Annotated in this window: 22 protein-coding genes and 1 other annotated feature; of the genes, 5 read left to right on the top strand and 17 right to left on the bottom strand. The window is 43.8% G+C overall.

The window, feature by feature from the left end; translation table 11 throughout:
* Positions 1-28 precede the first annotated feature (28 nt).
* On the top strand, positions 29-1,009 hold the full coding sequence (locus MHH50_RS06705) for an aldo/keto reductase (protein ID WP_076218520.1): 981 nt from the start codon (positions 29-31) through the stop codon (positions 1,007-1,009).
* 76 nt (positions 1,010-1,085) lie between these two features.
* Here the strand turns inward: MHH50_RS06705 and MHH50_RS06700 are convergent, their stop codons facing one another.
* From MHH50_RS06700 to MHH50_RS06685, 4 genes are all read right to left on the bottom strand, one after another.
* Entirely contained in the window at positions 1,086-2,177 is a 1,092-nt protein-coding gene (locus MHH50_RS06700; RefSeq protein WP_076308054.1) for a DUF5668 domain-containing protein, read from the bottom strand.
* A gap of 17 nt (positions 2,178-2,194) precedes the next feature.
* Entirely contained in the window at positions 2,195-2,692 is a 498-nt protein-coding gene (locus MHH50_RS06695; protein ID WP_076125480.1) for a hypothetical protein, read from the bottom strand.
* Positions 2,693-2,767: 75 nt separating this feature from the next.
* Positions 2,768-3,220, bottom strand: coding sequence for a zf-HC2 domain-containing protein (locus MHH50_RS06690; RefSeq protein WP_038569222.1), 453 nt, complete (start codon positions 3,218-3,220; stop codon positions 2,768-2,770).
* Positions 3,217-3,798, bottom strand: coding sequence for an RNA polymerase sigma factor (locus MHH50_RS06685; RefSeq protein ID WP_076125482.1), 582 nt, complete (start codon positions 3,796-3,798; stop codon positions 3,217-3,219). Before MHH50_RS06685 ends, MHH50_RS06690 begins: the two co-directional genes overlap by 4 nt.
* A gap of 103 nt (positions 3,799-3,901) precedes the next feature.
* Between MHH50_RS06685 and MHH50_RS06680 the strand changes: the two genes are divergently transcribed.
* Entirely contained in the window at positions 3,902-7,000 is a 3,099-nt protein-coding gene (locus MHH50_RS06680) for an ATP-binding protein (RefSeq protein WP_340034115.1), read from the top strand.
* A gap of 83 nt (positions 7,001-7,083) precedes the next feature.
* Complete coding sequence (locus MHH50_RS06675) at positions 7,084-8,229, top strand: response regulator (RefSeq protein WP_081386357.1); 1,146 nt, start codon at positions 7,084-7,086, stop codon at positions 8,227-8,229.
* Positions 8,230-8,296: 67 nt separating this feature from the next.
* Here MHH50_RS06675 and MHH50_RS06670 read toward each other — a convergent pair whose 3' ends face one another.
* The 5 genes from MHH50_RS06670 to ilvB all read right to left on the bottom strand — a co-directional run bounded on the left by MHH50_RS06670 (position 8,297) and on the right by ilvB (position 17,529).
* Positions 8,297-12,199, bottom strand: a complete 3,903-nt coding sequence (locus tag MHH50_RS06670; RefSeq protein WP_340034114.1) for a collagen binding domain-containing protein — start codon at positions 12,197-12,199, stop codon at positions 8,297-8,299.
* Between the two features lie 288 nt (positions 12,200-12,487).
* Positions 12,488-14,029 carry a 2-isopropylmalate synthase gene (locus tag MHH50_RS06665; protein WP_038569217.1) on the bottom strand — a complete coding sequence of 514 codons (1,542 nt, stop codon included), beginning with the start codon at positions 14,027-14,029 and terminating at the stop codon, positions 12,488-12,490.
* 102 nt (positions 14,030-14,131) lie between these two features.
* The gene (gene ilvC / locus MHH50_RS06660) at positions 14,132-15,124 is read right to left on the bottom strand and encodes a ketol-acid reductoisomerase (protein WP_036679485.1); all 993 of its coding nucleotides are present in this window, start codon (positions 15,122-15,124) and stop codon (positions 14,132-14,134) included.
* A gap of 177 nt (positions 15,125-15,301) precedes the next feature.
* Complete coding sequence (gene ilvN, locus MHH50_RS06655; protein WP_170914191.1) at positions 15,302-15,790, bottom strand: acetolactate synthase small subunit; 489 nt, start codon at positions 15,788-15,790, stop codon at positions 15,302-15,304.
* The gene (ilvB, locus tag MHH50_RS06650; protein ID WP_036679490.1) at positions 15,787-17,529 is read right to left on the bottom strand and encodes a biosynthetic-type acetolactate synthase large subunit; all 1,743 of its coding nucleotides are present in this window, start codon (positions 17,527-17,529) and stop codon (positions 15,787-15,789) included. The genes ilvN and ilvB overlap by 4 nt, the downstream gene beginning before the upstream one ends.
* 591 nt (positions 17,530-18,120) lie before the next feature.
* Here ilvB and MHH50_RS06645 point away from each other — a divergent pair.
* Positions 18,121-18,567 carry a GNAT family N-acetyltransferase gene (locus tag MHH50_RS06645; RefSeq protein WP_036679492.1) on the top strand — a complete coding sequence of 149 codons (447 nt, stop codon included), beginning with the start codon at positions 18,121-18,123 and terminating at the stop codon, positions 18,565-18,567.
* 22 nt (positions 18,568-18,589) lie between these two features.
* Here MHH50_RS06645 and MHH50_RS06640 read toward each other — a convergent pair whose 3' ends face one another.
* The 5 genes from MHH50_RS06640 to MHH50_RS06620 all read right to left on the bottom strand — a co-directional run bounded on the left by MHH50_RS06640 (position 18,590) and on the right by MHH50_RS06620 (position 23,894).
* Positions 18,590-18,919, bottom strand: coding sequence for a hypothetical protein (locus MHH50_RS06640; RefSeq protein WP_076128060.1), 330 nt, complete (start codon positions 18,917-18,919; stop codon positions 18,590-18,592).
* 184 nt (positions 18,920-19,103) lie between these two features.
* Positions 19,104-20,060, bottom strand: coding sequence for an ABC transporter permease (locus tag MHH50_RS06635; protein ID WP_036679496.1), 957 nt, complete (start codon positions 20,058-20,060; stop codon positions 19,104-19,106).
* Positions 20,061-21,134, bottom strand: a complete 1,074-nt coding sequence (locus MHH50_RS06630; RefSeq protein ID WP_076107269.1) for an ABC transporter permease — start codon at positions 21,132-21,134, stop codon at positions 20,061-20,063.
* Positions 21,127-22,665, bottom strand: coding sequence for an ABC transporter ATP-binding protein (locus MHH50_RS06625; protein WP_036679500.1), 1,539 nt, complete (start codon positions 22,663-22,665; stop codon positions 21,127-21,129). Before MHH50_RS06625 ends, MHH50_RS06630 begins: the two co-directional genes overlap by 8 nt.
* Positions 22,666-22,844: 179 nt before the next feature.
* Complete coding sequence (locus tag MHH50_RS06620) at positions 22,845-23,894, bottom strand: BMP family ABC transporter substrate-binding protein (protein WP_076107271.1); 1,050 nt, start codon at positions 23,892-23,894, stop codon at positions 22,845-22,847.
* Positions 23,895-24,203: 309 nt separating this feature from the next.
* Between MHH50_RS06620 and MHH50_RS06615 the strand changes: the two genes are divergently transcribed.
* Positions 24,204-24,746 carry an acyl-CoA thioesterase gene (locus tag MHH50_RS06615; RefSeq protein WP_051491073.1) on the top strand — a complete coding sequence of 181 codons (543 nt, stop codon included), beginning with the start codon at positions 24,204-24,206 and terminating at the stop codon, positions 24,744-24,746.
* Positions 24,747-24,875: 129 nt separating this feature from the next.
* Here the strand turns inward: MHH50_RS06615 and rplT are convergent, their stop codons facing one another.
* Genes rplT through infC form a run of 3 tightly spaced genes read right to left on the bottom strand, consistent with a single transcriptional unit; the run spans position 24,876 to position 26,025 of the window.
* Complete coding sequence (gene rplT, locus MHH50_RS06610) at positions 24,876-25,235, bottom strand: 50S ribosomal protein L20 (RefSeq protein WP_036679505.1); 360 nt, start codon at positions 25,233-25,235, stop codon at positions 24,876-24,878.
* A 31-nt stretch (positions 25,236-25,266) separates the two neighbouring features.
* Positions 25,267-25,467: a 50S ribosomal protein L35 gene (rpmI, locus tag MHH50_RS06605; protein ID WP_036679507.1), complete on the bottom strand. Its 201-nt coding sequence runs from the start codon at positions 25,465-25,467 to the stop codon at positions 25,267-25,269.
* A gap of 60 nt (positions 25,468-25,527) precedes the next feature.
* A complete protein-coding gene (infC, locus tag MHH50_RS06600) occupies positions 25,528-26,025 on the bottom strand; it encodes a translation initiation factor IF-3 (protein ID WP_036679510.1) in 498 nt (165 codons plus the stop codon).
* A gap of 57 nt (positions 26,026-26,082) precedes the next feature.
* Positions 26,083-26,227 (bottom strand) — a sequence feature (ribosomal protein L20 leader region).
* Between the last annotated feature and the right edge of the window lie 54 nt (positions 26,228-26,281).

Here is a 26,281-nt window from a genome sequence, read left to right as displayed (position 1 = left end):
AGTCATCTATCAAAGGAGTGAATGCGAAGTGCATTATACAAAGCTTGGCAAATCCGGCATGAAGGTCAGTCGCCTATGTCTAGGAACGATGAATTTTGGCCCACAGACGGATGAAAAAGAAGCCTTCCGCATCATGGACGCTGCACTGGATGCAGGTGTTAATTTTTTTGATACCGCTAACATTTACGGCTGGGGCGAAAATTCTGGCCTGACTGAAACCATTATCGGACGCTGGTTTAAACAAGGCGGCGGGCGGCGGGAAAAGGTTGTACTAGCCACCAAAGTTTATGGAGCCATGAATGATAAGCTTGATGGTCCTAATGATGAAGAAGGATTATCCTCATATATCATTCGCCGCCATCTTGAAGGGTCCCTGCAGCGTCTTCAGACCGATCATATTGAATTGTACCAGATGCATCATATAGACCGCAGTACGTCCTGGGAAGAGCTCTGGGGGGCTTTCGAGCTGGCTGTGAGTCAAGGCAAGATTGGTTATGTCGGTTCCAGTAACTTCGCAGGCTGGGATATCGCCATAGCACAACAAGAAGCAAAGGCTCGTGGTTTTCTTGGACTAGTCTCAGAGCAGCATAAATACAGTCTGACCTGTCGGCTTCCTGAACTTGAAGTTTTGCCAGCCGCTCGCCATCTGGGGCTAGGTATTATTCCTTGGAGTCCACTCGATGGAGGTCTGCTCGGAAGAAATGCACTCAAAAAAATAGAGGGCAGCCGAAGTGGCGGAAATGCAGATCGTGTAGAGCAGCACAAGAGCCAGCTTGAGGCTTTTGCCAGCTTATGTATGGAGCTGGGAGAACCACAGGATAATGTCGCTCTTGCTTGGCTACTGGCTAATCCTGCTGTAACAGCTCCTATTATCGGCCCCCGCACACTGGAGCAATTTGAGAGTGCGCTGCGCAGTCTTGAGATTGTACTAGATGAAGCTGTGCTTAAACGACTAGATGAAATATTCCCTGGACCCGGCGGTGAAGCCCCTAAAGCCTATGCTTGGTAGGTAAGTTCTATCACAAAAGGAGCTGAGGCCTCAGCAGAATCCATTCGCTGAAGCCTCAGCTCCCTTTTACTCATACTTATTCAGCTGTGTCCACGGTCACACTTCCATTACTCGTGCTTAAATCCACAGTATACGTGGCTTTACCAAGCACAGCGGTACCATAGCTATCGCCGTCCCGATCCCAGGGTACATTCCCCTTCAGCGAGCCATTGCTTGTATCTGCAATAATCTTCGCATCCGACACGGCCGGCAAGCCCACTATAATCTTTCCGTTACTGGATGTACATTTCCAGTTTCCGGTCACTGCTGAGTTTATAGTAATTTTGCCGTTGCTGCTCTTGGCTGACAATGCCCCATCAATGTTATCCAATACTATGGCTCCATTAGAGCTCACAAGTTCAACTTCACCTTGGATATTCTGTACGGATAGTGACCCATTGCTGGTATGCGCATCCACTTCGCCGATAATATCATGAATATTTAATGCACCATTACTTGTCTCAACCTCTATACCTGACTTAAGATTCCAGGCTTCTATAGAGCCATCACTTGTCTCAACCTCAACAGCAAGGTTATTGGGTGCACTTATATTTAAATAAGGACTTTTGGTATTGAATCCAAACTGAATGTTAGAGAACCAATTATGATCGGTATCAAGCTCCATAATCAGTGTATCTCCTTCAGTACTAACCTTCCATTTCTTTTCCAGTGCACTTTCAGCATCACTTTGCGATTTTCCAGGCAGCAGTAAACTCCCCTCATAATCCAAAGTGCCTCCAGCTACACCCTCAACCTTTACTTTTCCACTTGGAAGTACGATTTTGAGCGTCGTAATATTCTCTTTCACTTCCACATTCCCACTAAGCGGAGTTAGATGTGTATTACCGATCAGATTGCTGAGTGAACCTCCAGCCATTACTGTCTGAGCAGCACTTGCTCCGATCAGTACAATAATTAACAGGATGGCCCAGCCGCTTACACGGCTTTTGACATCGGATTTGATAAAAAGTCTAATCAACATCTCAATTCCGAATAAGACCAACAACGCCGGCCATAAAAAACCAAGCACCTCATAGCTGATCATATCATACTGAGCCATCACGATAATGACACCAAGGGCAATGCAGCCCAAGGCTGCTGTGAAACTTCCTATTTTCCATCTCCCCATAGTTAAATCCCCGTTTCTTATGCTCTCGTATTGTTCCTTAACATCTTCAGTCCGTACGCAATCAGACCCACTGATAATAAGATCGTGCCGATGTTGATCTCAGTCAGCATATCCCAAAGGGTAGGGAAAGCTGTGATTACCAACATAAGGAACCCAGCAACAACACAGCCGATTCCCACCCAAGCTGGATTGATCTCTTCATGTGGATATCCAGGCATAGAGGACATCCCCATGGTCCAAGGGGCTCCGAAGCTGTCTGGATGAAACATCATTCGTTCGTGTTCAGCAGCAGTTATTTTCATCCAAGCCGCCTTCTGCAGGGCATCAAACAACTGATAAAACCACAGCGCCGCCAGGGCAAACGGGAAGATCAAGGGCTCGGACGGAATAAACATTATACATAAGGAGGCCCCGATCATAAACTGTAAACCCTGCTTTTTAAAGCCTAAGTACAAATGACCTACTCCAGGTATCATAGCCAGCATAAAAGTGAGCCAACGTCTCTTCTTAATCATAATACATCCTCCTAAAATTTGGGTAGCAAAACTTTAGCCAATTTAAACATCTATTGATGATCAATTATTTTATTACTATCTCCCAAAGCCACCAAACCACTGGGTTACTGAATTCGACATATGGCCGTTTATTTCGGTAATGCCATAGGCCAAATTCTCAAATACCCCAAACTGCAACAATAACAAACTGAGGCAAGCAGCCACTCCATAATGAATCCATGAGGTTTTTGGGGCAGAACGACGTCTTACATTGGTTGCCTTAGTCGCTCGTGATCTGCGCCCTGTTTCGAGCTGCTCAATATGTGTCATAACATCTGCTGCGAGATCCGGGAAGTCCATCTGCGCCTGCAACTGTTCTCTGTCAGCATCCATTTCCGACCACAGCTCCGACATTGCTTTGGCTTCCTCCAGCCACTCTGCGCAATCAGGACATGACTCTATGTGCAATCGGATACTCAGCTCCATCTCTGGAGACAGTAGGCCGTCTATATAATGTGGCATCCATTCCTTCACTATTGCACAATTCATCGCCATTCCTCCCTTTGTTTACGCATCATCTGTCTGGCTCGATAAAGCTGCGATTCGATTGTTTTCACGGAAACTCCCTTTTGCTCTGCAATCTCTTGATAGGAATTCCGCTGAAAATAGTACAGCTGGACGACCGACCGGTACGGTTCCGCCAGACTGTTCACATTCTCACCTAATTCAGCTGATGTTTCCTGCTCAAGTACCTCATGCTCCGGAGTTTGAGACGTTACCCAATCATTTTCTGTGTAATCAGCTGCACTTCGGTACTTCCACTCCCTATCGTTGGCCCGTTTCCAGTCCAGACAGGTTCGGTAGGCAATCCGATACAGCCATGTCGAGAAGGAGGATTGTCCTCTGAAAGAGGGGAGCGCTTTATATGCTTTTATAAAAACCTCCTGGGCCATATCTTTGGCCGATTCGGCTTCTCCTGTGATTTTGACGCATACTCTGTATACCATGCCTTGGTAACGTGTCACCAAATGCCCAAAGGCTTGATGTTGACCGTTCAGCACAGCAGCAATCCATTCTGCCTCTTCCAGCTTTCTCCCCTCCTTCACCTTCATAACGTTAGACGCCAACCAATCGTTCTCCCCTGCAACCTATACATAAATTTTTTTGGTTTTTTTGAAATAGGCTGAAGAGAGGAATATATAGTTTGTTGTCGAATAATGTTTAACTACTATGACTAAAAGAAAACTCTTCTTAATTATCGCATTGTTTCTTATTATACTCACTAGATTCCGTATCCTATGGGTAAAGATTTCTCCGCACACCACACAACCACCACTGATCAATGGTGTGTTGGATTTACGGGATAAACAATGGAATCAGGACAAACTCCTTATTTTAAATGGGCAGTGGGAGTTCTATCCGGGTATGCTGCTTCCTTCATTCAACGAACAATCTGTAACTGCTGCTCCTGCAAAATATATACAAGTCCCGGGGAACTGGAAAGATGCCCTTAGCGATAGCGATAAATCTGCTTATGGCTACGGCTCCTATCGGCTACGTGTCCTAACAGATAATCATAAGAAGCAATCCTATAGTCTTCTAATTTCCGGAGCTCGGTCCTCTTCAGAAGTGTATATCAACGGTGAACGGCTGGACAGCTCTGGCACTCCTGCTGAGAGTAAAGAACACTATATTCCGTACATACTGCCTTATTCAATATCCTTTACAACCGATAAAAGTGAACTTGAAATTGTGATCCATGTAGCCAACTATTCCTTTTCCCAAACGGGAGGAATTTCTAAAACGATTGTTTTTGGCAGCGAAAAAGCTTTAACACAGGAAAGACTGCTCTCTATTAGCCTACAGTTGCTATTATGTGTTGTTCTAATACTGCACGCTGTATATGCTGTTATTTTATATATAATTGGGCTGCGGCAAAAGATGTTGATCTATTTTTTTCTACTGGTAATATCCGCTATAACTACCGTACTCATAGATGATGACAGGCTTTTATTGCACGTATTTCCCTTGAACTATCAATGGAATTTCAAGCTATTTTTTATCTCTTATATTGCTGTATTTATTTTTATCCTGCAGACAAGCAAACATCTTTTGTTCGCGGATTTAAAAATAAAAAGTATTCGTATCCTAACCATCCTGTCCGTAGTAGACATCCTGTTCATATTATTTGGACCCGTTGTTCACTATTATGAATTTCACACGCTGATTTTCGGCATAAATTTATTAGTTTTAGCATTAGGTGTCGTAATTCTTTTTCTGAGATCTATTGTTAAAAATTACGAAGGCTCTATTTTCCTGTTGTTATCTATGTTTGCCATCGTTAACAGCACACTTTGGGGAATGTTCAAGAATTATAACTGGGTTAACGTTACCTATTATCCTTTTGATCTAATTATCGCCTTTTTGTGCTTTGCGACTTTTGGATTTAAGCGATATCACTGGAATACTAAGGAGACAGAAAAACTGGCGCACAGCCTGCAGAGAAGTGTTACACAAAAGGATGCTTTTTTGGCTAACACCTCACATGAATTAAAAAATCCGCTGTACAGTATCATTAACATTGCCGAAACTGTCCTGGACAGCGAGCGTGACACTGTAACGCATCAAAATGCTGAGAATTTAAAACTGCTCATTACCGTTGGAAGACGTATGTCCCTTCTGGTAGACGATCTGCTGGATCAATCCCAGCTCCGTGAAAGCAATATACAATTGCAGCTCAGAGAACTTAAGATCCAATCCTTCGCAGTGGGTGTGCTTGATATGTTCAAATTCTTAACGGAAGGGAAATCTTTAACCTTAATCTCAGAAATACCAGATTCATTCCCTTCTATTGTGGCTGATGAAAAAAGACTCATTCAGATCTTGTTCAATCTGCTTCAAAATGCTGTTAAATATACGACTGTAGGCACGATAAGAATCCATGCAGATATTCATAAAAAATCGGCGCAGATTCATATTACGGATACGGGTCTTGGCATGAACGAGGAGACGTTGCTCAGAGCTTTCCAGCCCTATGAACAGGGCGATTCCAGCATGAACGAAGTTAGCGGTGGCATCGGGCTTGGATTAAGCACCAGCAAGCAGTTAGTTGAACTTCACGGCGGGAAAATAAGTGTAGTCTCTACACTTGGAGAAGGTACTACCTTTACATTCACAATGCCATTATACGATTCAACCAGCCGGGTATTGAGTTCAGAACTGCCCTCTATGACTGAATTCTCAGACACGCCATCTATGATCACTTTATCCAAATTAACCGCACCGGGTATCGTTTCATCAGCCCATGGAAGGAGACCCAAGCTTCTGGCTGTAGATGATGATCCGGTTAATCTAAAAATACTTACCAACGTACTTTCCATCAAGGACTATGAAATCGTTACGGTGACCAGCGGAAACGATGCTTTACTATTGCTGGATACCGTTCAGTGGGATTTAATTATTACAGATGTAATGATGCCACAAATGTCCGGGTATGAGTTGGCGCATAGAATTCGTGAACGTTACACTATTGCTGAGCTTCCCATTCTGCTTCTGACGGCACGAGGCCAAGCGGAAGATATTTATACCGGTTTTATTTCAGGTGCAAATGACTATGTAATGAAGCCTATGAATGCAATAGAGCTGAAGGCCCGTGTACGCTCCTTAACAGATCTAAAACAGTCCGTAAACGAACGGCTTCGTGTGGAAGCTGCCTATCTTCAAGCGCAAATACAACCACATTTCTTGTTCAACACATTAAATTCAATATCTGCGCTGGCTTCTTTTGATATTAATAGAATGAGTCACCTTGTGGATGCCTTCAGCTCTTATTTGCGTTTAAGCTTCAATTTCCTGAATGCTGAGCCTATGATACCGATTGAACGAGAGCTTGAGCTTGTTCATGCCTACCTCTACATAGAAAAGGAGCGCTTTGAAGATAGGATGACCATTCTTTGGGATTATGAGGAAAGCTTGCATTTTCAACTGCCGCCTCTGACTATACAGCCACTGGTTGAAAATGCTGTCCGGCACGGTATTTTGAGTCGCTCCCAAGGAGGAACGGTGTCCATAACCATCAAGGAACAAGCTGGCGATATTGAAATCACGATATCAGACAATGGCCAAGGCATGAAAAACGAACAACTCCAGCAGTTGCTCAGCAATCCGTCTAATGATGCAAGAGGAATCGGATTTTTAAATACACATAAACGGCTGTTGCGGGTCTACGGAAAAGGGCTGCAGATTAAAAGCTCCGAAGGGAAAGGAACTTCTGTGAGTTTTATTATTCCTTCTGACAAAAAAAATCCGCTTCGAAAACTTTCTGATTAACAGACAAACTATTGTGAACCGAAATATCAAGTAAGGATTCGACGTATTTTGGCTAAAATACTATATCTGAGTGGTGATTAATAATGATTCAGGCAATATTAGTTGACGATGAACGGCTTGCCCTTGTGAAATTAGAGTTTATGTTAAAAAAAATACCATCTTTACATATAGCCGCTTCCTATACGGACCCCTCACAGGCCATTCAAGAGGCTCCGTCTTATCATCCTGACGTTATTTTTATTGATATTGAAATGCCAGAAATTAATGGTCTTCAAGCTGCGGAGATGCTCCAAGAGGCCTGTCCAAATGCAAATATTATCTTCGTTACCGCGTATAACCATTATGCTGTGGAGGCTTTTGAGATCAATGCGCTCGATTATATTTTGAAGCCTGTGCGAAATGACCGACTATTGAAAGCTGTCCAGCGGTTAGAAGAAAGATTGTCACTTGCACCAAAACTCATAATTGCAAAAGAAGAGGTAACCATTCGTTGTCTTCAATCGCTTCGTTTTGAACGAGGCGGACAATCTCTGAATAATCTGCGTTGGAGAACCTCTAAGGCCCAAGAGTTATTTGCCTTTTTGCTCCATAATCGCAACCGCTTCGTAAGTAAAGACATGCTGATTGAACTGCTGTGGCCAGACTTCAATCTGAAAAAGGCCTCTACCCATCTCTATACAACAATTTATCAAGTCCGGCAATGCTTAAAGCAGAATGAAGTCGACCTGCATATCAGCAACCTTAGCGGGGGGGAAGGCTATACCCTTGAAACCGGATCAATGTTGATTGATGTAGATAAGTGGGAACAGGGTATCCTGGCTCTGGAAACCATCAGTGAAGTTAATTGTGCGGAGCATCAAGTTTTATTCGAGCTTTATTCTGGAGATTACTATGACGATTATGATTATTTATGGGCTGAAAGTGAGCGGCAACGTCTTCGTACCATTTGGTTGCACCATGCAATGGGCATAGCCCAATTTTATATAGAAAGCAACAGAATTGCCGAGGCCGTTACTGTCTATCAACGAGTAGTGCAGTTACAGCCTTATTTTGAACAAGGGCATTTAGGATTAATGAAGGTCTACGACAGCATTGGAGAACGTTCCGCTGTGGAAGAGCAGTACAAGCTGCTCAAGGATTTGTTCCAAAAGGAACTTAACCTTGGCCTTCCAGCCAGCGTTGAGCAATGGTACGAGCAATGGGAACAGCTTAACCATAGAGTGCGATGAGCTAAATAACCTATCAAGACATAATAAAGACACCCGGATAAAACCGGGTGTCTTTATTATTACCTTCCTAGTTATTACGTTTGAATCGTCTTGTTAATACAAACCCTAAAAGCACCAGACTTCCACCAGCCAAGTAGATCGGAAACGCGCTGTCTTCTCCTGTTTTCGGAAGCTGAGTCGGTTTATTGCTGTTATTTCCCGGCTCAGTAACTGTACCCTTTGGTACTTCCTCCACATCAATCTCTATGAGGATTTCTTCTTCATTACCATTCTCATCTGTAACAATAATGGTGAACTTATCTTTACCAATATAGCCCGGATCAGGTGTGTAGACCCATTTGCCATCCTTAGTAATAGTCACTTTACCATGTCCCGGCTCATCTCCCAAGCTTGGCACTCCCCCAAGTGGAATTTCACCTTCAATAGGAACATCTTCATTGGTAATCTCTTTCTGCACAGGTGGAGTTACCTGCGGAACAACAGGCGTACTAGTTGCCACAGGCTGGCTTGGAGTAGCTGTTGGCGTAACCGTTGGCGTTGCCGTCGACACTGGCGTTACCATCGGTGTTGGCGAAGGTGTTGCCACCACAACTGGTGTTGCTGTTGGTGTAGAAGTAACGACTACTTCCGGTGTCGGTGATGGTGTCCAGATAGGACCTGTCGGTTCCTCTGGCGTCGACGTTGGTGTTGCTGTCGGTGTCGACGTTGGCGTTGCTGTCGGCGTCGACGTTGGTGTTGCTGTCGGTGTCGACGTTGGTGTTGCTGTCGGTGTCGATGTTGGTGTTGCTGTCGGCGTCGACGTTGGTGTTGCTGTCGGCGTCGACGTTGGTGTTGCTGTCGGCGTCGACGTTGGTGTTGCTGTCGGTGTCGACGTTGGCGTTGCTGTTGGCGCTGGCGTTGCTGTTGCTGTTGGCGCTGGCGTTGGTGTTACCGTTGGTGCGGGCGTTACGGTCGGTATAGGCGTTGCTGTTGGTGTCGGAACTTTGTTTTTTACCTCAAGGCTTATCCCTGTCGTCGAAGAAATAGTCACTTCATGTGGTGTTTGATCAAGAACATAACCAGCAGGCGCTGTTTTCTCAATTAATATATATTTCCCACCTGTCAGTTTGGTAAATTCAAGTATCCCGTTTGTATCCGTAGTGCCTTCCTTAATCCAGATCTTATCGGCATCAACTACCCGATACAGATCAAAAACGGCCCCACTTAACACCTTACTCGTATTCCCGTCTTCTACTTTGGTAATCGTCAACGGTCCTCTTACGCCGCTTCCTGTGCCGGAGCCGCTAGAGAGCTTAACGATAATTTCCTCGGTGCTTACACCTGGAACTACCTTGATGTTTTTACCATCGAAACTAACCTTATTGGTTACCTTATCATTGTTTTGTGCTGTGATCAGGGAGTCATATTTCAAAATATAAGCTTCGGAAATATCCTTCAGGAAACTAAGCTTAAAGCTTTCTTTTCCGTCATTATCCGTAGTGATTTCCAGCTTATAATCTGTACCACTCACCAATTCTTGGTTGGTCGATGTTACATCCCCATTACTTGCAACTTTCGTTTTGTAGACATGGAATGTATTGGACAGCAGGATTTGATTGTCGCTTGGAATATCCGTAATTACCGCTTCTTTTACAAAAGATTGGTTACGGTTGATGTAAACCGTCCAATGTATTTTATTGCCATCCTGCGCACCTTCTTTGTTAACGTATTCCCCGCCCTGAGGGATATTAACAGAAGCTTGCAGTTTAGCGGACTCTACTTTCGCACCGTCATATAACGTAGCTGTATTTTTAATTTCATTTGAATCAATCGCTTGATCCGCGAACGTTGTTTTGAAAGTGACGTAGAACGCATAATTAATCGTTTTATTAAATGTCACCTTCAGCTCACTGCCATCCAGCTCCACTTTATAGTCCGCGGAATTCACACTAGCTTGAGGAGAAGGATTTCCATCCTTTCCATACTCCCATTTATTCACTTTCACAGAATCCATATTTACAACTTGGCCAGCTGAAATGGTATCAACCAGTTGAGCTTGGTTTAACGTTTTCTGATTATAATTAGCCCCAATGTTCCAAGTGATTTCCTTAGTTACAGCATTGTAGGAACCACTCTTCTTCCCATTGTTTTTAACCTCATCTCTTGGATTAAAGGTTACGGTCGCTTCTTTATGCTTAGACTCCTGCACCCCATTAACCGTTTCTTTCCAATCGAGTGCACCTGTATTAGTGAATTGAGTTTTGCCCGGAGCCAGCCAATCATAGTTAAAGCTTGTTGTATAAGTAATTGTGTAAGGCTCATTTATCGGCGCATTAAAAGTAATCACAAATCCATCGTTTACTGCAACTGGATCATGCGCATTGTAAACAACACTATGGACGGTAGCAGTTCCACCTTTAGTTGGTTGAACCTTTAATGTACCCGGGACAAGCTTTAATCCAGCATTGCCAAAAGTATCGGTCACCACTAGATTTTCCATAGTCTTGCTGTCATCGTTAATTTGGATAGTCCAATCGAGGGTCTTAGTCGCATAATTAACGTTGCTATAATTTTTATGGAGAATTTGCTGCTTGATATCACTGTAACCCGTTTCTGTTTTTCCATCATAAGTAATCTTGTTCGTAATCTGACCATCAACAAATACTCTGCCGTTTGCCTTTGTCTGATATTCAATACGGTAGGCAGAATTTATATCATTGTTAAATTTCAGATCAAAACCATTTAATCCCGTTGCAGTTGTTGGAGTTATTGTATATTCGCTTGAAGCGATTTCCGCGCTTTTAACCCCGTTGCCATTACTGTCGATCGTTACAGGATAAACTTTAACCGAGTTGAGAATTAGATCTTGGGTGTTATTGAATGTATCCTTCAAAATAGCATTTGCCGCTAAAATTGTTTTTTCATTGTAATTGAAATTAACAGCCCAGGAAATCACCTGATTCGCTGCATCGTAATTGGTGGACTCTTTCGATAGTGGTTTGCCACGTCCTACTGTAACTGTAGTGCTAGCCTTTTTAGAAAATCCGTTATCTCCTGTTAAGACTGCCTCATTCAAAAAGGTTTTCGCATCTACACCAGTACCAGTAATATCCGTAGAGAAGCCAATCCGGTAAGCCTTAGTAAGCGGGTTATCCGCAAATTTCAGCTTTAACTCTCCCAAAGTGGATCCTGTCACATCATACTTGCTGCTGTCCACTAGATTGCCAAGACTCACAGTCCCATCGACCTTCACATCAAGCTCATAAACAGCAATAGATACCGTATTCAGTGATAATCCCGCAGGGAGTGTGTCGGTGACAACTGCATTTTTTACGCTTTCCAGTGCCTTATTCACATCAACCGTCCAAGCGATGCTTGTTGGATTATAATACTGCGGCTTAGGCGAACCGTCTTTTTCTATAGTAGAGCTAACCTTCGGCTTAAAATTAAGCTCAATGGTCTGAGTACCGCCTTGTATCGGGAAAATCAGGGTTTGCTTCGTGGAGCCTGTAATTTTCTTGGAGCTCAAAAGCGACCTTACGGAGAAAGTCCCTCCCACTTTATCGTGAGTTTCGATATAAGCATTAAATGTAAATACAACGCGGTTAGTATTTTTGTCGACGGTATAAGTCCCTACAGGCTCATCGTCAAAAATAAGATCACCATTCAGATCGTTATAAAGTTCAAACTGTGTTGGAAGATCAAAGGTATAGGTGGACCCATCCTTATATCCATGCCCATCTGGAAGTGACCATGTATAGTTCAATTCCGAATAGGAATCAAGTTCATATACGCTTTCTGTAACCGTATTTGTGTATTTATCATCGGTGTATACAGCAAGCGTAACACTAGTAATGAGGTCATCTCCAATTACAGTACCGTTGCCACTCGCATATGCCTGCGAATTGACTCCAAAGCCAAAGCTGTAAGCCCATTGCGTCACAAGCAAGAATACTACGAGCAATGCGCTAATTTTCTTTTTTGATAACATTATTAAAAATGCCTCCTTTATCACTCCGTTTATCGTGCTTTTCCTAAGCTTTATCCTTTGAATCCCGTACTCTACTCCCCCGCATTAACCTCCTTGACTCTTTCTCATGATATAAATTTGCAACCTAACAACTATTGTAAATAGTCCATCTATACATAATCTGAACAGCGTCCTATTGCAGTCTTGGAGATCTTTTTATTGCAAAAAAAAAACAGGGATATGCGCAATAACTCGCATATCCCTGTCGTATTTACTACTTAGTGGAAAATAAAAATAACATTGTACATCTTATAGACTAGCGTGATCACGTTTGGTGTAAGTCTTACGCTTCTCCAGAAGCTTGTTCAGCGCATCAATATAAGCGCGGGCACTTGCTTCTAGAATATCGGTGCTAAGTCCACGGCCTTGTGCAGCTACTTCTCCCTGCGAAAGCACCACATGAACCTCACCCTGCGCATCTTTACCACGGGAGACCGATTTAATCGAATAATCTCCAAGGGTAACTTCCTCATTCGTGGCTTTATCAATAGCATTGTAGATGGCATCTACTGAACCATTACCTTCGGCCTCAGCTACAATCGGCTGGTCTTCCGGACCCGCAATAATAACCTTGGCGGTTGGAACAGCTTCATTACCATAAGTAACGAACATCGTTTGCAGCTTAAAGACTTCTGGCGTATCAATTAATTTCTCTTCAATCAAAGCCAAAATGTCTTCATCTGATACTTCTTTTTTCTTATCTGCCAAATCCTTAAATCTAGAAAAAGCGGTGTTCAGCTCTTCTTCGGACAAATCATACCCAAGATCACTCAACTTATCGCGGAAAGCGTGCCGTCCAGAGTGTTTGCCGAGTACCAGCTTGCTCTCTTTAAGTCCAATAGTCTCCGGTGTCATGATCTCGTAGGTAGTTTTCTCTTTTAGCATCCCGTCCTGGTGAATACCCGATTCATGAGCAAATGCGTTAGCTCCTACAATCGCTTTATTCCCTGGAACCACCATACCTGTAAGCTTGCTGACCAGACGGCTTGTGCGAGAGATCTCAGATAACGTAAGCGATGTTTTTGCACCAAAAAATTCAGCCCGTGTCTCAAGCGCTAGCGCAACTTCTTCAATCGCTGTGTTCCCGGCACGTTCACCGATACCGTTGATCGTTCCTTCGATCTGATCTGCACCATTCTGAATCGCAGCCAGCGTATTTGCTGTAGCCATACCAAGATCGTTATGACAATGGGCACTAAGCTGTACGCGTTCAATATCAGGCACATTCTCTTTTAGATATTTAAAGATAGCTCCGTACTCCGAAGGATTCAAATAACCTACAGTATCCGGGATATTAACAACATTAGCGCCTTCCCGGATAGCCATGCCGACCATTTCAGCCATGAAATCATACTCCGTACGGCCCGCGTCTTCTAATGAAAACTCGAGCTTAGGGAAATATTTTTTAGCGTATCGGATAGCAGACTGTGCAGTTTCCAGCACCTGAGCCTTATCCATCCGTAGCTTATGCTGGCGGTGAATAGGAGATGTAGCCAGAAAAATATGAATACAAGGGTCCTGCGCTCCCTGTAGTGCTTCTTTTACAGCATCAATATCTGTCTCTCTAGAACGAGAAAGGCCGATTACCGTGACGTTCTTCACAGCTCTTGCCACCGCATTAACAGAAGCTAGATCACCTGGAGAAGCTGCAGGAAAACCCGCTTCCATGCGATCAATTCCCAGCTTCTCTAACTGGTAAGCGATCTCCACTTTCTCACGCGTGTTGAGGTTCACACCTGGTGACTGCTCTCCATCTCGCAGTGTCGTATCGAACACATAAATTTTCCGCATGCTAAGCACCTCCCAAAAATTGTGCTGAAACTCTCAAATGCGGCTCGCAAAGTCACGGCCGCATTTGAAGGTAATACTATTTAATCATAAGTATGATTATGATTATTTCTTAATCCAGTGCATCATTTCACGCAATTGGCTACCTACAACTTCTACTGGGTGAGCAGCTTCGTTGCGGCGAGTAGCGGTAAGGAAAGCACGTCCGGATTGGTTCTCAAGGATAAAGTCACGAGCGAATTTACCTTCTTGAATATCTGTCAGAACAGCTTTCATAGCTTTTTTAGTATCTTCAGTTACAATACGTGGTCCAGTTACATAGTCACCGTACTCAGCAGTGTTACTGATAGAATCGCGCATGCTGGACAATCCGCCTTCGTATACCATGTCAACGATCAGCTTCAATTCGTGCAGACATTCGAAGTAAGCCATCTCAGGAGCATATCCTGCTTCTGTCAATGTTTCGAAGCCAGCTTTGATCAGTGCGGATACACCACCGCAAAGTACAGCTTGTTCACCGAACAAGTCAGTTTCGGTTTCTTCACGGAAGGAAGTTTCGATAACCCCTGCGCGTGTACAGCCGATACCTTTTGCATAAGCAAGACCGATTTCTTTAGCTTTTCCAGTTGCATCTTGTTCGATAGCAATCAAGCCAGGAACGCCAAAGCCTTCAACATAAGTACGACGAACCATATGACCTGGAGATTTTGGTGCTACAAGCAACACGTCTGCATCTTTAGGAGCAACGATTTGTCCAAAGTGTACGTTAAAGCCGTGGGAGAACATCAAAGCTGCGCCTTTTTTGAGGTTTGGTTCTACTTCATTTTTATATACCGAAGCCTGTGTTTCATCTGGCATTAGGATTTGCACAACATCTGCACGGGATACTGCTTCAGCTACTGGCAATACTTCAAAACCGTCATTTTTCGCAGTTTCAAAAGATTTACCTTCACGAAGACCGATGACAACTTGAAGACCACTGTCACGCAGGTTTTGTGCTTGGGCATGTCCTTGGCTACCGTACCCGATTACCGCAATTGTCTTTCCTTTTAATACACTAAGTTCTGCATCCTGTTCATAGTACGTTGTAACTGCCATTGTCAATATCCTCCTTTAATTTGAGACCCATCATAAAGAGCGGGTGCTTCAAGAGAACTGGAATCATAGAAGATCTAGCTGCTCCTCAAGCTCCCGCTCTTTAGCGGGAAGTTCATTCATATCATATCAGATTAATGCAATCAAGCAGTAATCCGTTAAAGTCGCAAAATAAACTATTTAAGAGTTACCGCGTACCATAGCCGTAATACCCGTGCGAGACAGTTCTCTGATTCCATAAGGTTTCAAAAGCTCGATCATCGCATCAATCTTCACTGTATCTCCAACTACCTGTACTAACAATGTAGTGCTACCAATATCAACAACTGAAGCCCGGAAGGTTTCTACAACGCCCATAATTTCCGGACGCTCACTTGGATCAGCATTCACTTTAATCAGAGCCAGCTCACGAGCAACCATGGGCTTAGATCCAAGATCAACGACTTTAATTACATCAATTAACTTGTAGAGCTGCTTCTCGATTTGTTCAAGCGTATGCTGGTCTCCAAGAGTAACGATAACCATCCGGGACAATCCAACCTCTTCAGACTGGCCAACCGTTATACTCTCAATATTAAATCCGCGGCGACCGAACAAACCCGACACCCGTTGAAGCACACCCGGCTGGTCATTTACGAGTACAGAAATCGTATGTCTTGTCACTGTTATTCATCCCCCATCAGCATATGATCGATGGTTGAACCTTGAGTTACCATCGGGTAGACATTCTCGTCTTTTGGAACAACGAATTCTACCAATACTGGACCCGGTGTTTCCAGTGCTTTCTGCCATGCATCACGTGCTTCTTCCTTATTCGTCGCCCGTAGACCTTTTACACCATAGGCCTCAGCCAGCTTAACGAAGTCCGGACTGCCTGCGAGGTCTGTAAAGCTGTAACGTTTATCATAGATAAGATTCTGCCATTGGCGAACCATGCCAAGCACCTGATTGTTAATTACTACAATTTTGACTGGTATATTGTTAATCGCACATATCGCTAGCTCTTGGGAACACATTTGCATGCCGCCATCACCATTAATCGATACTACCAACCGTTCAGGATGTGCCATCTGTGCACCGATAGCTGACGGGAATCCGAAGCCCATCGTTCCAAGACCGCCTGAAGTAATCCATGAACGCGGATGATTGAACTTATAGTATTGTGCAGCCCACATTTGATGCTGACCAACATCCGTTGTAACAATCGCTTCACCTTTAGTGGTGTCATTGATCATTTCAATCACCCATTGTGGTTTAAGCTCTGTTTCTGAATCCTTATACCGAAGCGGCTGATCTAGCTTCCACTGAGCAATCTGTGTTCTCCAAGCATCAGCATTAGATGCGCGGCCAACCTCAGGATTCAGCATTTCCAATACCGTTTTCACATCGCCTACAATCGGAATATCAGGCGATACATTTTTCCCGATTTCTGCAGGATCGATATCGATATGCACGATTTTGGCTTTTGGCGCGAAGCCGTCCAGTCTGCCAGTAACACGGTCATCAAAACGTGCACCGATATTAATGAGCAAATCGCACTGTTGGATCGCATTATTCGCGGTATACGTACCATGCATACCCGGCATTCCCATCCAAAGTTCTTCTGCACTAGGGAAAGCTCCGAGACCCAGCAAGGTTGTAGTAATTGGAATCTCTGTCCGTTTCACGAATTCGAACATAGCTTCATGTGCTCCGGAGTAAATAACTCCACCACCTGCAATGATGATCGGACGTTCAGCAACCGCAATCGCACGAACCAATTTATCAAGCTGCAGTTTGTTTGGAACTGTACAAGGATTGTAGCCCCGAAGATTCACTGTTTTCACTGGTGTGAACAACGTCTTCGCTGCTGATACGTCTTTCGGAATATCGATCAACACTGGACCTTTACGACCGGTATTCGCCACATGAAAAGCTTCATGTATAACACGGGGGAGATCCTCAACATCTCTTACAAAGTAGCTATGCTTAGTGATTGGCATCGTTATCCCGGTAATGTCTGCTTCCTGGAAAGCATCTGTACCGATCAGGCTGGAGAATACGTTACCTGTGATTACAACCAATGGAGTGGAGTCCATATATGCTGTAGCAATACCTGTTACAAGATTCGTTGCTCCGGGACCTGAGGTAGCTATACATACCCCTGGTTTGCCACTTGCTCTAGCGTAACCGTCAGCTGCATGAATAGCACCTTGCTCATGACGTGTTAACACGTGATTGAAATCCGTAAAACCGTACAATGCATCATAGATGTACAGTACAGCTCCACCCGGATATCCGAATACAGTGTCTACACCTTCTAATACAAGGCTGCGGAGTAATATCTCGGAACCGGAAATGACCTCCGGCTCCATCCATTTTTCTTTTAACTGCTCAGTAGACCGTAATTCCGGTATTTGCGCGCTCATCAGTATTCCTCCTCCGATATTTAACATTCATTATGCAAATGACGGACCGTCCTTTATACATCAGCAAATGGTTCCTTATAAAACAAAAAAACCTTTCGCCTCCCACGCACAGTATTAGCGCGTGAGGGACGAAAGGTTGATCTTCCGTGGTACCACCCATGTTTGCATTACATCTCGCGATGTAACGCCTTATCAGGTATACAAAAATCCATCGATGTAGGCAAGGGCCCTAATCTCTGTAACCTGAAGTCCCTAACGCGGACTAAACGATTTTCCCTAATAATTCCACCACTCTAGCCAGTGGACCTTTCAGGAAAACAGCTCCGAGGTGAGCTCGTATATAAGGGATTTCGGTGGAGGTTGCAGCAGATCCTCACACTCTCTGAGCAAAAGAGCCCTTAAAACTTCGTCCTCATCATTGCCGATACATGTATGTTCGATAAAATGTTTAGACACATTATATGATTCCTAACATGGATAAGTCAATACCCTTATTTTTAATATTGTCACAACTCCTACTTCTACGTGCTGGGAACCCCCACCACGCTCCCGACATATGATGTACGACAATGCGTAGAAAGGGGGCGCTCTATGATCCGTTATCGTCGACCCAAGCAGGATGACGTCATTATCCTTGATTTAATCGAGCGACAGCTTGTACCATTATCTCATTTACCAAAGACTGAAATTGCCAAAATCAAAAAAGATATCCCCCGTCGTCTGGGACACGGTATCACCTTAGTCGCCTGTCCCGACTATGAGAGTGATCCAATGGGGTTTGTCCATTTCCTGCTGCATGGTGATTTACTTTATATCGATATGTTAGCCATAGCACCCGCAGCACGGCGCAAACACTTGGGGAATATGCTCATGGATCGAGCAGAACGATTTGCACTATCACGCGGATGTCATCGGGCTAAGGTATCCGTCGATTTAGGAAACACAGCAGCTCTTGCCTTTTATCAAAAATTGGGCTACAGCGTAGCCCGTTATCAATCCCTAAGCTTCTGTTACGAATTGGAGAAAAGGTTCATCTAGTTAAATCGAATTTCAACTGAACTTAAAAGAATCCGAAAGGTGGATAGGGTGTGCCTCCGTACCCGTAACCTCCATAAGGATTACCATAGCCAGGACCTCCGCCATAAGGAGCTCCACCGCCATAGCCACCACCAAAAGCATAAGGTGCTGTACCAATAGCTAGCAAATCAAACAACACTAAAGGAATGATTGCTTTGGTTTGTACTTTTTTACCACTTACGCGTTGTAATATCAGACGATTTCCGGATACACGAAGCAGTTTCCCTGTCACCTGAGTACCGTCCTTTTTTACTGCAATGATCTGCTTACCTACGAGTCTCATAACCTGCTTCTTCGTAACTGGCTTAGTCATATGATCCCCTCCTAAATGTTTTGTACGCCTCTCATTTGCATCATCTACAAAACAGTCTATTCGATGGAAAGGACCTTCGCCTGTACACTTGCCCTCCTGCCTCAATGTTTATCCTTGCTGATCCTAATAAAAAAGCCGTATTTCCGGGAAAAGACCGGAAATACGGCTTTGAAAAGTTACATTTCTATCGCTTACCAGGATCGTATGGCTGTCCTAATGCCTTAGGAGCAGAGGATCGGCCTACAGCCCCTACCAGCACGATGATAGTCAGTACATAAGGGATCATAAAGATAAACTCTTGAGGAATATTTTGTGACCACTCATACAATTGAACATAGTTGCGGATCGCTTGGGAAAATCCGAAGAATACCGCTGCACCAAAGGCACCAAGTGGATTCCATTTCCCAAAGATCATCGCTGCAATGGCGATAAAACCTTGACCAGAGATTGTATTATGTCCAAAGGTTCCGGTTGTTGTTAAAGTGATTGTAGCTCCACCAATACCCGCCATCAATCCACTCAACATTACACCGATATATCTCATCCGATTAACTTTTACACCCAGTGTATCTGCAGCACTTGGATGCTCACCTACTGCACGCAAACGCAATCCAAATGGCGTCTTAAACAGAACCAAATAAATAACGATGACCAGTATTATGGCCAGATAAGTTGTAGGATAGGAATTAAAAATCCCTTCACCAATCACTGGGATTTTGGAGAGCCCAGGAATTGCAACCTTGCTAAATCCGTCAATGATCGGAGTTTCAGCAGATCCATCAAACAGGAGCTTTACCATATAGAGCGTGCTTCCTGCAGCTAAAAAGTTAATAACCGTACCACTAATCGTCTGATCAGATTTAAAGGTTATAGATGCAACCGCATGAATTAGTGAGCCTAGCACACCAACAGCTATAGCACAGAGTACACCAACCCAAGGAGCCCATTCGCCCATACCAGCGTCCTGAGCATAATAACCGCCTACTGCTGCCGCAAAGGCACCAAACATCATCAAACCTTCAAGTCCAATGTTTACGACACCGGAACGTTCAGAGAAGATGCCGCCAAGTGAGGCAAAAATGAGCGCTGTGGAAAAAACAAGCGTTGTATTAAGCAGTTGACCTAACGTCTGCAGATCCATCTATAACACCTTCTCTTTCTTGCGCTTGAAGTAAAAGGGCTTAAGCACCCAGCGCACAATCCCTTGTGCCGCAATAAAGAATATGATTGAACCAATAACGATACGAATAAGCTCTGGTGGAACATCTGCAGCAAAACTCATACCCGCAGAACCATAAGTCAGCGTACCGTAGAGAATCGCAGCCAGAATAACACCAAGTGGATGTGTTAAACCAAGAAGAGCAACAGCGATACCATCAAATCCATATCCTGGCGATGCCGCGAAAATAGCTTGATAATGGAATACACCAAGCACCTCTCCTGCTCCGGCCAGACCGGCGAATACACCACTTATGAACATTGCCTTCATAACGTTACGTCCAACATTCATCCCTGCATATTCGGCAGCATGTGGATTGTAACCAACTGCACGCATTTCGTAGCCCTGCTTGGTCTTCCATAAGTACACATAGAAGAATACCGCTGCAGCAAGAGCAATAGCTGTACCCCAGTGTAGACGTGCATTATCAAATATCGAATTCAAAAAGGTCATGGAAAGCGAGGCCGGAATATCCTCGGAACGATTTTGTCCTGGAAGCAACAAAAAGTTTCTAACGATATAATTCGACAGGTAAAGAGCAATCCAGTTTAACATGATTGTGGTAATAACTTCGTTAATCCCACGTTTTGCTTTCAAATAACCGGCAATCCCTGCCCATAAACCACCGCAGACACCCGCAATAATTACAGCAAGCGGGACAAGCAGGAAGGATGGCAGACCTGCCATCTTAATACCCACCACTGTTGCCGCTGTCATACCAATCATTACTTGGCCATCTGCCCCGATATTAAACATCCCTGAACGGAATGCGAAAGCTACGGCTAGCCCTGTAAGCATTAATGGTGTCATTTCGCGCACAGCTTCACCAAAGTTATACAAATTACCAAACACACGTTTGAACAGTGCGGAGTAAGCAGTTATCGGATCATAACCGCCCAGAAGCATAACTATTGCTCCCACAAGAAAACCAAGCACGATGGCAACCAGAGGAACGATGTAGCTGTCAGTTGTGAAGATTTTTTTGAACTTATTCAACTGCCTTACCTCCCCGCTGCAAGCTGCCTGCCATCATAAGACCCAGTTCCTGATCATTCGTATCTTGCGGGAACACTTCACCGACAATTTTCCCTTCATAGATAACAGCGATTCTGTCAGAGACGTTCATAATCTCGTCCAATTCAAAGGAAATAAGTAGAACAGCCTTTCCTTGATCACGCTGAGCTATGAGTTGCTTCTGAACAAATTCAATAGCCCCAACATCTAGACCGCGTGTAGGTTGTGCGGCAATTAACAATGTCGGATTTTTATCTATTTCCCGCGCAATAATCGCTTTCTGTTGATTTCCGCCGGATAAAGAACGTGCTTTGGTCTCTATTGAAGGTGTACGTACATCAAATTGCTCTATAAGCTTCGCTGCGTACTTATCAATGACATCATTTTGCAAAAAGCCATTTTTGTTGTAAGGACTCTTATAATAGGTTTCCAAAACCATATTCTCACTCATGGTGAAATCAAGCACTAACCCATGCTTGTGGCGGTCCTCAGGAATATGAGAGACATTCATCTCTGAAACCTTTCGCGGTGATAAATTAGCAATTTCATTGCCAGACACGGTTATCGAACCCGAATCAATTTTGCGCAGACCTGTAATGGCCTGGATCAACTCACTTTGTCCATTACCATCTACGCCAGCAATCCCGAGAATTTCCCCTGCTTTAACTTCAAAGCTAAGACCATCCAGTACGGAGACCCCATCTTTACTCTTACTGCTGACATCCTTCAGTTTGAGTACAGATTGGCCAACCTCAGGAGCCTTCTTGTCCACTTTGAAAGTTACGCCACGCCCAACCATTTTTTCAGCTAGCTCATTAGGATTGGTCTCTGCGGTATTCACAGTATCAATTACTTTCCCACGTCTAATAATGGTGACCCGATCAGATATTTGCATGATTTCTTTAAGCTTATGCGTGATCAAAATAATGGATTTTCCCTCTGCAACAAGCCGCTTCATAATCGCCATGAGTTCCGTAATTTCTTGAGGCGTAAGTACTGCGGTCGGCTCATCAAATATGAGAATATCCGCTCCACGGTACAGGGTCTTCATAATTTCTACCCTTTGCTGCATACCTACCGAAATGTCATGAATAACGGCATTTGGATTCACTTGCAGGCCATATTGCTCCGATAGCTTCCGAACCTGTTCCGCAGCGGATTTATAGTCAATTTTAAGACCTTTTTTCGGCTCCATCCCAAGAACAATATTCTCGGTCACCGTAAAAGGCTCCACAAGCTTGAAATGCTGATGAACCATACCAATACCAAGCTCAATAGCTTTATTGGGGTTATCAATAATAACCGGTTTCCCGTCGATTTCAATACTGCCTTCATCCGGTTGATACAATCCAAATACAATGTTCATTAAAGTGGACTTGCCTGCACCATTCTCACCAAGCAATGCAAGGATTTCACCCTTTTTAAGCGTCAAGCTAATGGAATCGTTAGCAACAATACCGGGAAAGCGTTTTGTGATTTGCTTCAACTCTACGACAGGAGCCGCAGCACTCATGGAATCACCCTCATCACAGAATATATAACTACCTTATAGACACGGATGTACCGCCCTTTGTAAGGCGGTATATCTATGTTCCTCTTATCATAACCAGTGCTTTAACAAGGAATAAGGCCAGCACAACACCGGCCTTATTCTTTGATCCTTATTGTAATGCAATAAATGGAGACTAACTATTACTCGGAAGGAACAGTGATTGTTCCATCAATGATTTGTTTTTTGTATTCTTCAACTTTAGCCAGGATCTCTTCAGAAACGTTGTCCTTAGTATCAGAAATACCTACACCATTATCTTTCAGACCAAGAACGGTTGTAGTACCACCCTTGAACGTACCGTCAATTACTTCTTTAGAAACTTTAAGAACAGCTTCGTCTACACGTTTGATCATGGAAGTCAAAGTAACGTCAGTACCAAACTCGATGGATTGGTCTTTATCTACACCAATAACCCATACTTTAGTACCGCCTGCTTTGTTACGAGCTTTAGCTTCGTTGAATACGCCATTTCCTGTTTGTCCAGCAGCAGGGAAGATAATGTCGTTTCCGTCGTTATACAATGTAGCCGCAAGAGATTTACCAACGTCTGGTTTGTCATAACCACCAGCATAAGTAGGTGTTACTTTAGCTGAAGGGTTAACTGCTGCTACACCAGCTTTAAAGCCAGCTTCAAAACGTTTGATTACAGGGCTTTCCAGACCACCGATGAATGCAACTTTGTTAGTTTTTGTAGTCAGACCAGCAACCACACCAACCAAGAAGGAACCTTCATTTTCGGAGAAAGTAACGGAAGCTACGTTAGGAGCTTCAACTACGCTATCAATGATAGCCAAGTTAGCATTTGGGTTCTCAGTAGCTACTTTTTTAATTGCGTCGCCAAGATCAAAACCAATACCCCAAGTCAAGTTGTATCCATCTTTAACGAAGGAGTTAAGGTTTGGCTCATAGTCAGCATTTGATTTACTTTGCAAGTACTTAACGCCACTACCTGTTTCTTTTTCAAGAGCTTGCAATGCTTCCCATGCGGATTGGTTAAACGATTTATCGTTTACGCCACCAATGTCAGTAACCATACCAAATTTGAAATCGGATTTAGGTGCGTTTGTTCCTGCATTGGTTCCTGCATTAGTTTCACCTTTAGCGGCGTTGTTATTGTTGTTTCCACAGCCTGTCAAAACGACTGTAAGAGACAGCAACATTGCAAGAGATAGCTTTAAACCTTTTTTCATTGAATGTAATCCCCCTTAAAATATTGGATGTCTTCTGTGTTCTGCTTGGACATTCCATTAGTTCAAATTATAACTGCAATAAAATCTAAAATCCAGTGCATAAATGACCTCAGGTCAATAATAATTTGCACTTTTTAGCAAGTAACCGCTTTCCATGACATAGCATGTTACAGTTATGTCTGGTTAATGTCAGAAACCCTGATTTTACTCTGTATAGTATTCCAACACATTACAAATATTATTGCACACTTAAGTGTTTTCTATTATTATGATTCCTTAGTAATTGCACTGAAAGGAAGTTATCAGATCATGACCGAAGAAATAAATCCACAAACAACACCGGCCTTCAAGTATTGCCGTGAATCCCGTGTCTTCAAAACCGGACGCGTTTTCCCTAATGATGTCAATAATCACAAAACATTATTCGGTGGCAAGCTTATGAGCGGCATTGATGAAGTAGCCTCCATTTCAGCTATGCGCCATTGTCGAACTAACGTCGTCACAGCCTCTACAGACTCTGTAGACTTCTTGAGACCCATTCGCCCTACGGACTCCGTATGCTTTGAATCCTTCGTCTCCTGGACCGGACGGACAAGCATAGAGGTGTTTGTGAAGATCATTTCAGAAAATCTATATACTGGAGAGCGCGCTGTCGCTGCTACTTCATTCCTAACCTTTGTCGCAGTCGAAGAGGATGGCACGCCTACTCCGGTCCCAGCTATCATCCCAGAGACAGACGAAGAGAAGCTGATCAACGAGTCTGCTAATGAACGTTCCGAGCTACGAAAAGTTCGCCGCAATATCAGCAAAAAACTCGCCGCTCAATTAAACACCATAAAGTACTGGGAATAGCTCTGCAGATGCAGAGCTTTTTCTTTTATGTAGGGAATGTCAACGCTGCTTCATCCCTATCTTACCGCACAAAAAAGCACCGCTGCATGGGCAACCCGCAGGCGGTGCTTTTCGGTTATATTACAACACTTACGCGTTGATTTTCTCTTTAGCAATACCAGCCAAGGAGTTGAATGCGTTAAGATCATTCACAGCCAGATCAGCCAGCATTTTACGGTTAACTTCTACACCAGCCAATTTCAGGCCGTATACAAGCTTGCTGTAAGAAAGACCGTTCAAACGAGCTGCTGCATTAATACGAACGATCCACAGTCTGCGGAAGTTACGTTTAGTTTGACGACGGTCGCGGTAAGCGTAAACCATCGATTTCATTACTTGTTCTTTAGCTGTTTTAAAAATACGGTGTTTAGAACCGAAATAACCTTTTGCCAATTTCAACACTTTTTTATGTTTACGACGAACTACAAATCCGCCCTTAACTCTTGCCATATTAATAAACCTCCCAAAAATGTGTAATAAACTATTTCAAGTTAGCCAATCCTTGTTTCAAACGTCTTACATCCCCAGGGGCCATTACTGGATTTCCGTTCAGAACGCGCTTAGCGCGTTTAGATTTGTGGGACAGCAAGTGGTTTTTGTGAGCTTTGTAACGTGTTACTTTACCAGTTCCGGTAATTTTGAAGCGGCCTTTCAGGCTGCTGTGTGTTTTCATCTTAGGCATGGTGTTTCCTCCTTGAATATTATGCGGCGCCAAATTGCAGATAAGCAAGTGACTCCAGATTTATTGAGCTTTAGGAGCCAAAATCATAATCATGCTGCGGCCTTCCAGCTTTGGCTGGCGCTCAACAACAGATATATCAGCCACTTCGTTCTTCACTCGTTCGAGGATTTTTTGGCCGATATTCGCGTGTGTAATCTCACGTCCGCGGAAACGTACGGAGCACTTCACTTTATCGCCCTCACCCAAGAACTTGATCACATTGCGGAACTTAGTTTGATAATCATGTTCCTCAATGTTAGCACGGAACCAGACTTCCTTGATATCAACGACCTTCTGGTTTTTACGCGCTTCCTTCTCTTTCTTCTGCGTTTCATAACGGAACTTGCCGTAATCCATGATGCGGCATACCGGCGGCTTAGCCTGTGGTGCTACATTGACTAGATCCAGATTAAGATCGATCGCCATTTGCAGCGCTTCGCGGATCGGTTTAATTCCGATTTGCTCACCTTCCGCACCAACCAACCGTACCTCTTTGGCCCGAATTTCATCATTGATCATATGTTCCTTACTGATAACTCTCCACCTCCGGATCTTTTTAACAACTATTCTCACGTAACTCCATAAAAAAGGGGTGCCGGTAACACCCGACACCCCGTGTTTGATCAACGTTCATGAACATTAACATTCATAAAGCATTGAGATCAAAACCAGCCGGCGAATATGCCAGTCAGGTGAGAAGCAGGTGCTTCTTCTTGCAATCCCTATGATTTGCGTACTTGAATACTATACACCACACTATTTGGGGTGTCAATCC

Source organism: Paenibacillus sp. FSL H3-0302 (assembly GCF_037982245.1).
In the GTDB taxonomy this organism is placed as follows: Bacteria; Bacillota; Bacilli; order Paenibacillales; family Paenibacillaceae; genus Paenibacillus_AQ; species Paenibacillus_AQ odorifer.
Note: the sequence above shows the minus strand (reverse complement) of the source record. Positions and strands in the feature narration are given on the sequence as shown.

Excerpts from the sequence above, each read along its gene's own strand:
- MHH50_RS06700 (WP_076308054.1), bottom strand. The coding sequence starts at position 2,177 with ATGGGGAGATGGAAAATAGGAAGTTTCACAGCAGCCTTGGGCTGCATT.
- MHH50_RS06695 (WP_076125480.1), bottom strand. The coding sequence starts at position 2,692 with ATGATTAAGAAGAGACGTTGGCTCACTTTTATGCTGGCTATGATACCT.
- MHH50_RS06690 (WP_038569222.1), bottom strand. The coding sequence starts at position 3,220 with ATGAATTGTGCAATAGTGAAGGAATGGATGCCACATTATATAGACGGC.
- MHH50_RS06680 (WP_340034115.1), top strand. The coding sequence starts at position 3,902 with ATGACTAAAAGAAAACTCTTCTTAATTATCGCATTGTTTCTTATTATA.
- MHH50_RS06675 (WP_081386357.1), top strand. The coding sequence starts at position 7,084 with ATGATTCAGGCAATATTAGTTGACGATGAACGGCTTGCCCTTGTGAAA.
- MHH50_RS06670 (WP_340034114.1), bottom strand. The coding sequence starts at position 12,199 with ATGTTATCAAAAAAGAAAATTAGCGCATTGCTCGTAGTATTCTTGCTT.
- MHH50_RS06665 (WP_038569217.1), bottom strand. The coding sequence starts at position 14,029 with ATGCGGAAAATTTATGTGTTCGATACGACACTGCGAGATGGAGAGCAG.
- ilvC (WP_036679485.1), bottom strand. The coding sequence starts at position 15,124 with ATGGCAGTTACAACGTACTATGAACAGGATGCAGAACTTAGTGTATTA.
- ilvB (WP_036679490.1), bottom strand. The coding sequence starts at position 17,529 with ATGAGCGCGCAAATACCGGAATTACGGTCTACTGAGCAGTTAAAAGAA.
- MHH50_RS06645 (WP_036679492.1), top strand. The coding sequence starts at position 18,121 with ATGATCCGTTATCGTCGACCCAAGCAGGATGACGTCATTATCCTTGAT.
- MHH50_RS06640 (WP_076128060.1), bottom strand. The coding sequence starts at position 18,919 with ATGACTAAGCCAGTTACGAAGAAGCAGGTTATGAGACTCGTAGGTAAG.
- MHH50_RS06635 (WP_036679496.1), bottom strand. The coding sequence starts at position 20,060 with ATGGATCTGCAGACGTTAGGTCAACTGCTTAATACAACGCTTGTTTTT.
- MHH50_RS06625 (WP_036679500.1), bottom strand. The coding sequence starts at position 22,665 with ATGAGTGCTGCGGCTCCTGTCGTAGAGTTGAAGCAAATCACAAAACGC.
- MHH50_RS06620 (WP_076107271.1), bottom strand. The coding sequence starts at position 23,894 with ATGAAAAAAGGTTTAAAGCTATCTCTTGCAATGTTGCTGTCTCTTACA.
- MHH50_RS06615 (WP_051491073.1), top strand. The coding sequence starts at position 24,204 with ATGACCGAAGAAATAAATCCACAAACAACACCGGCCTTCAAGTATTGC.
- rplT (WP_036679505.1), bottom strand. The coding sequence starts at position 25,235 with ATGGCAAGAGTTAAGGGCGGATTTGTAGTTCGTCGTAAACATAAAAAA.
- rpmI (WP_036679507.1), bottom strand. The coding sequence starts at position 25,467 with ATGCCTAAGATGAAAACACACAGCAGCCTGAAAGGCCGCTTCAAAATT.
- infC (WP_036679510.1), bottom strand. The coding sequence starts at position 26,025 with ATGATCAATGATGAAATTCGGGCCAAAGAGGTACGGTTGGTTGGTGCG.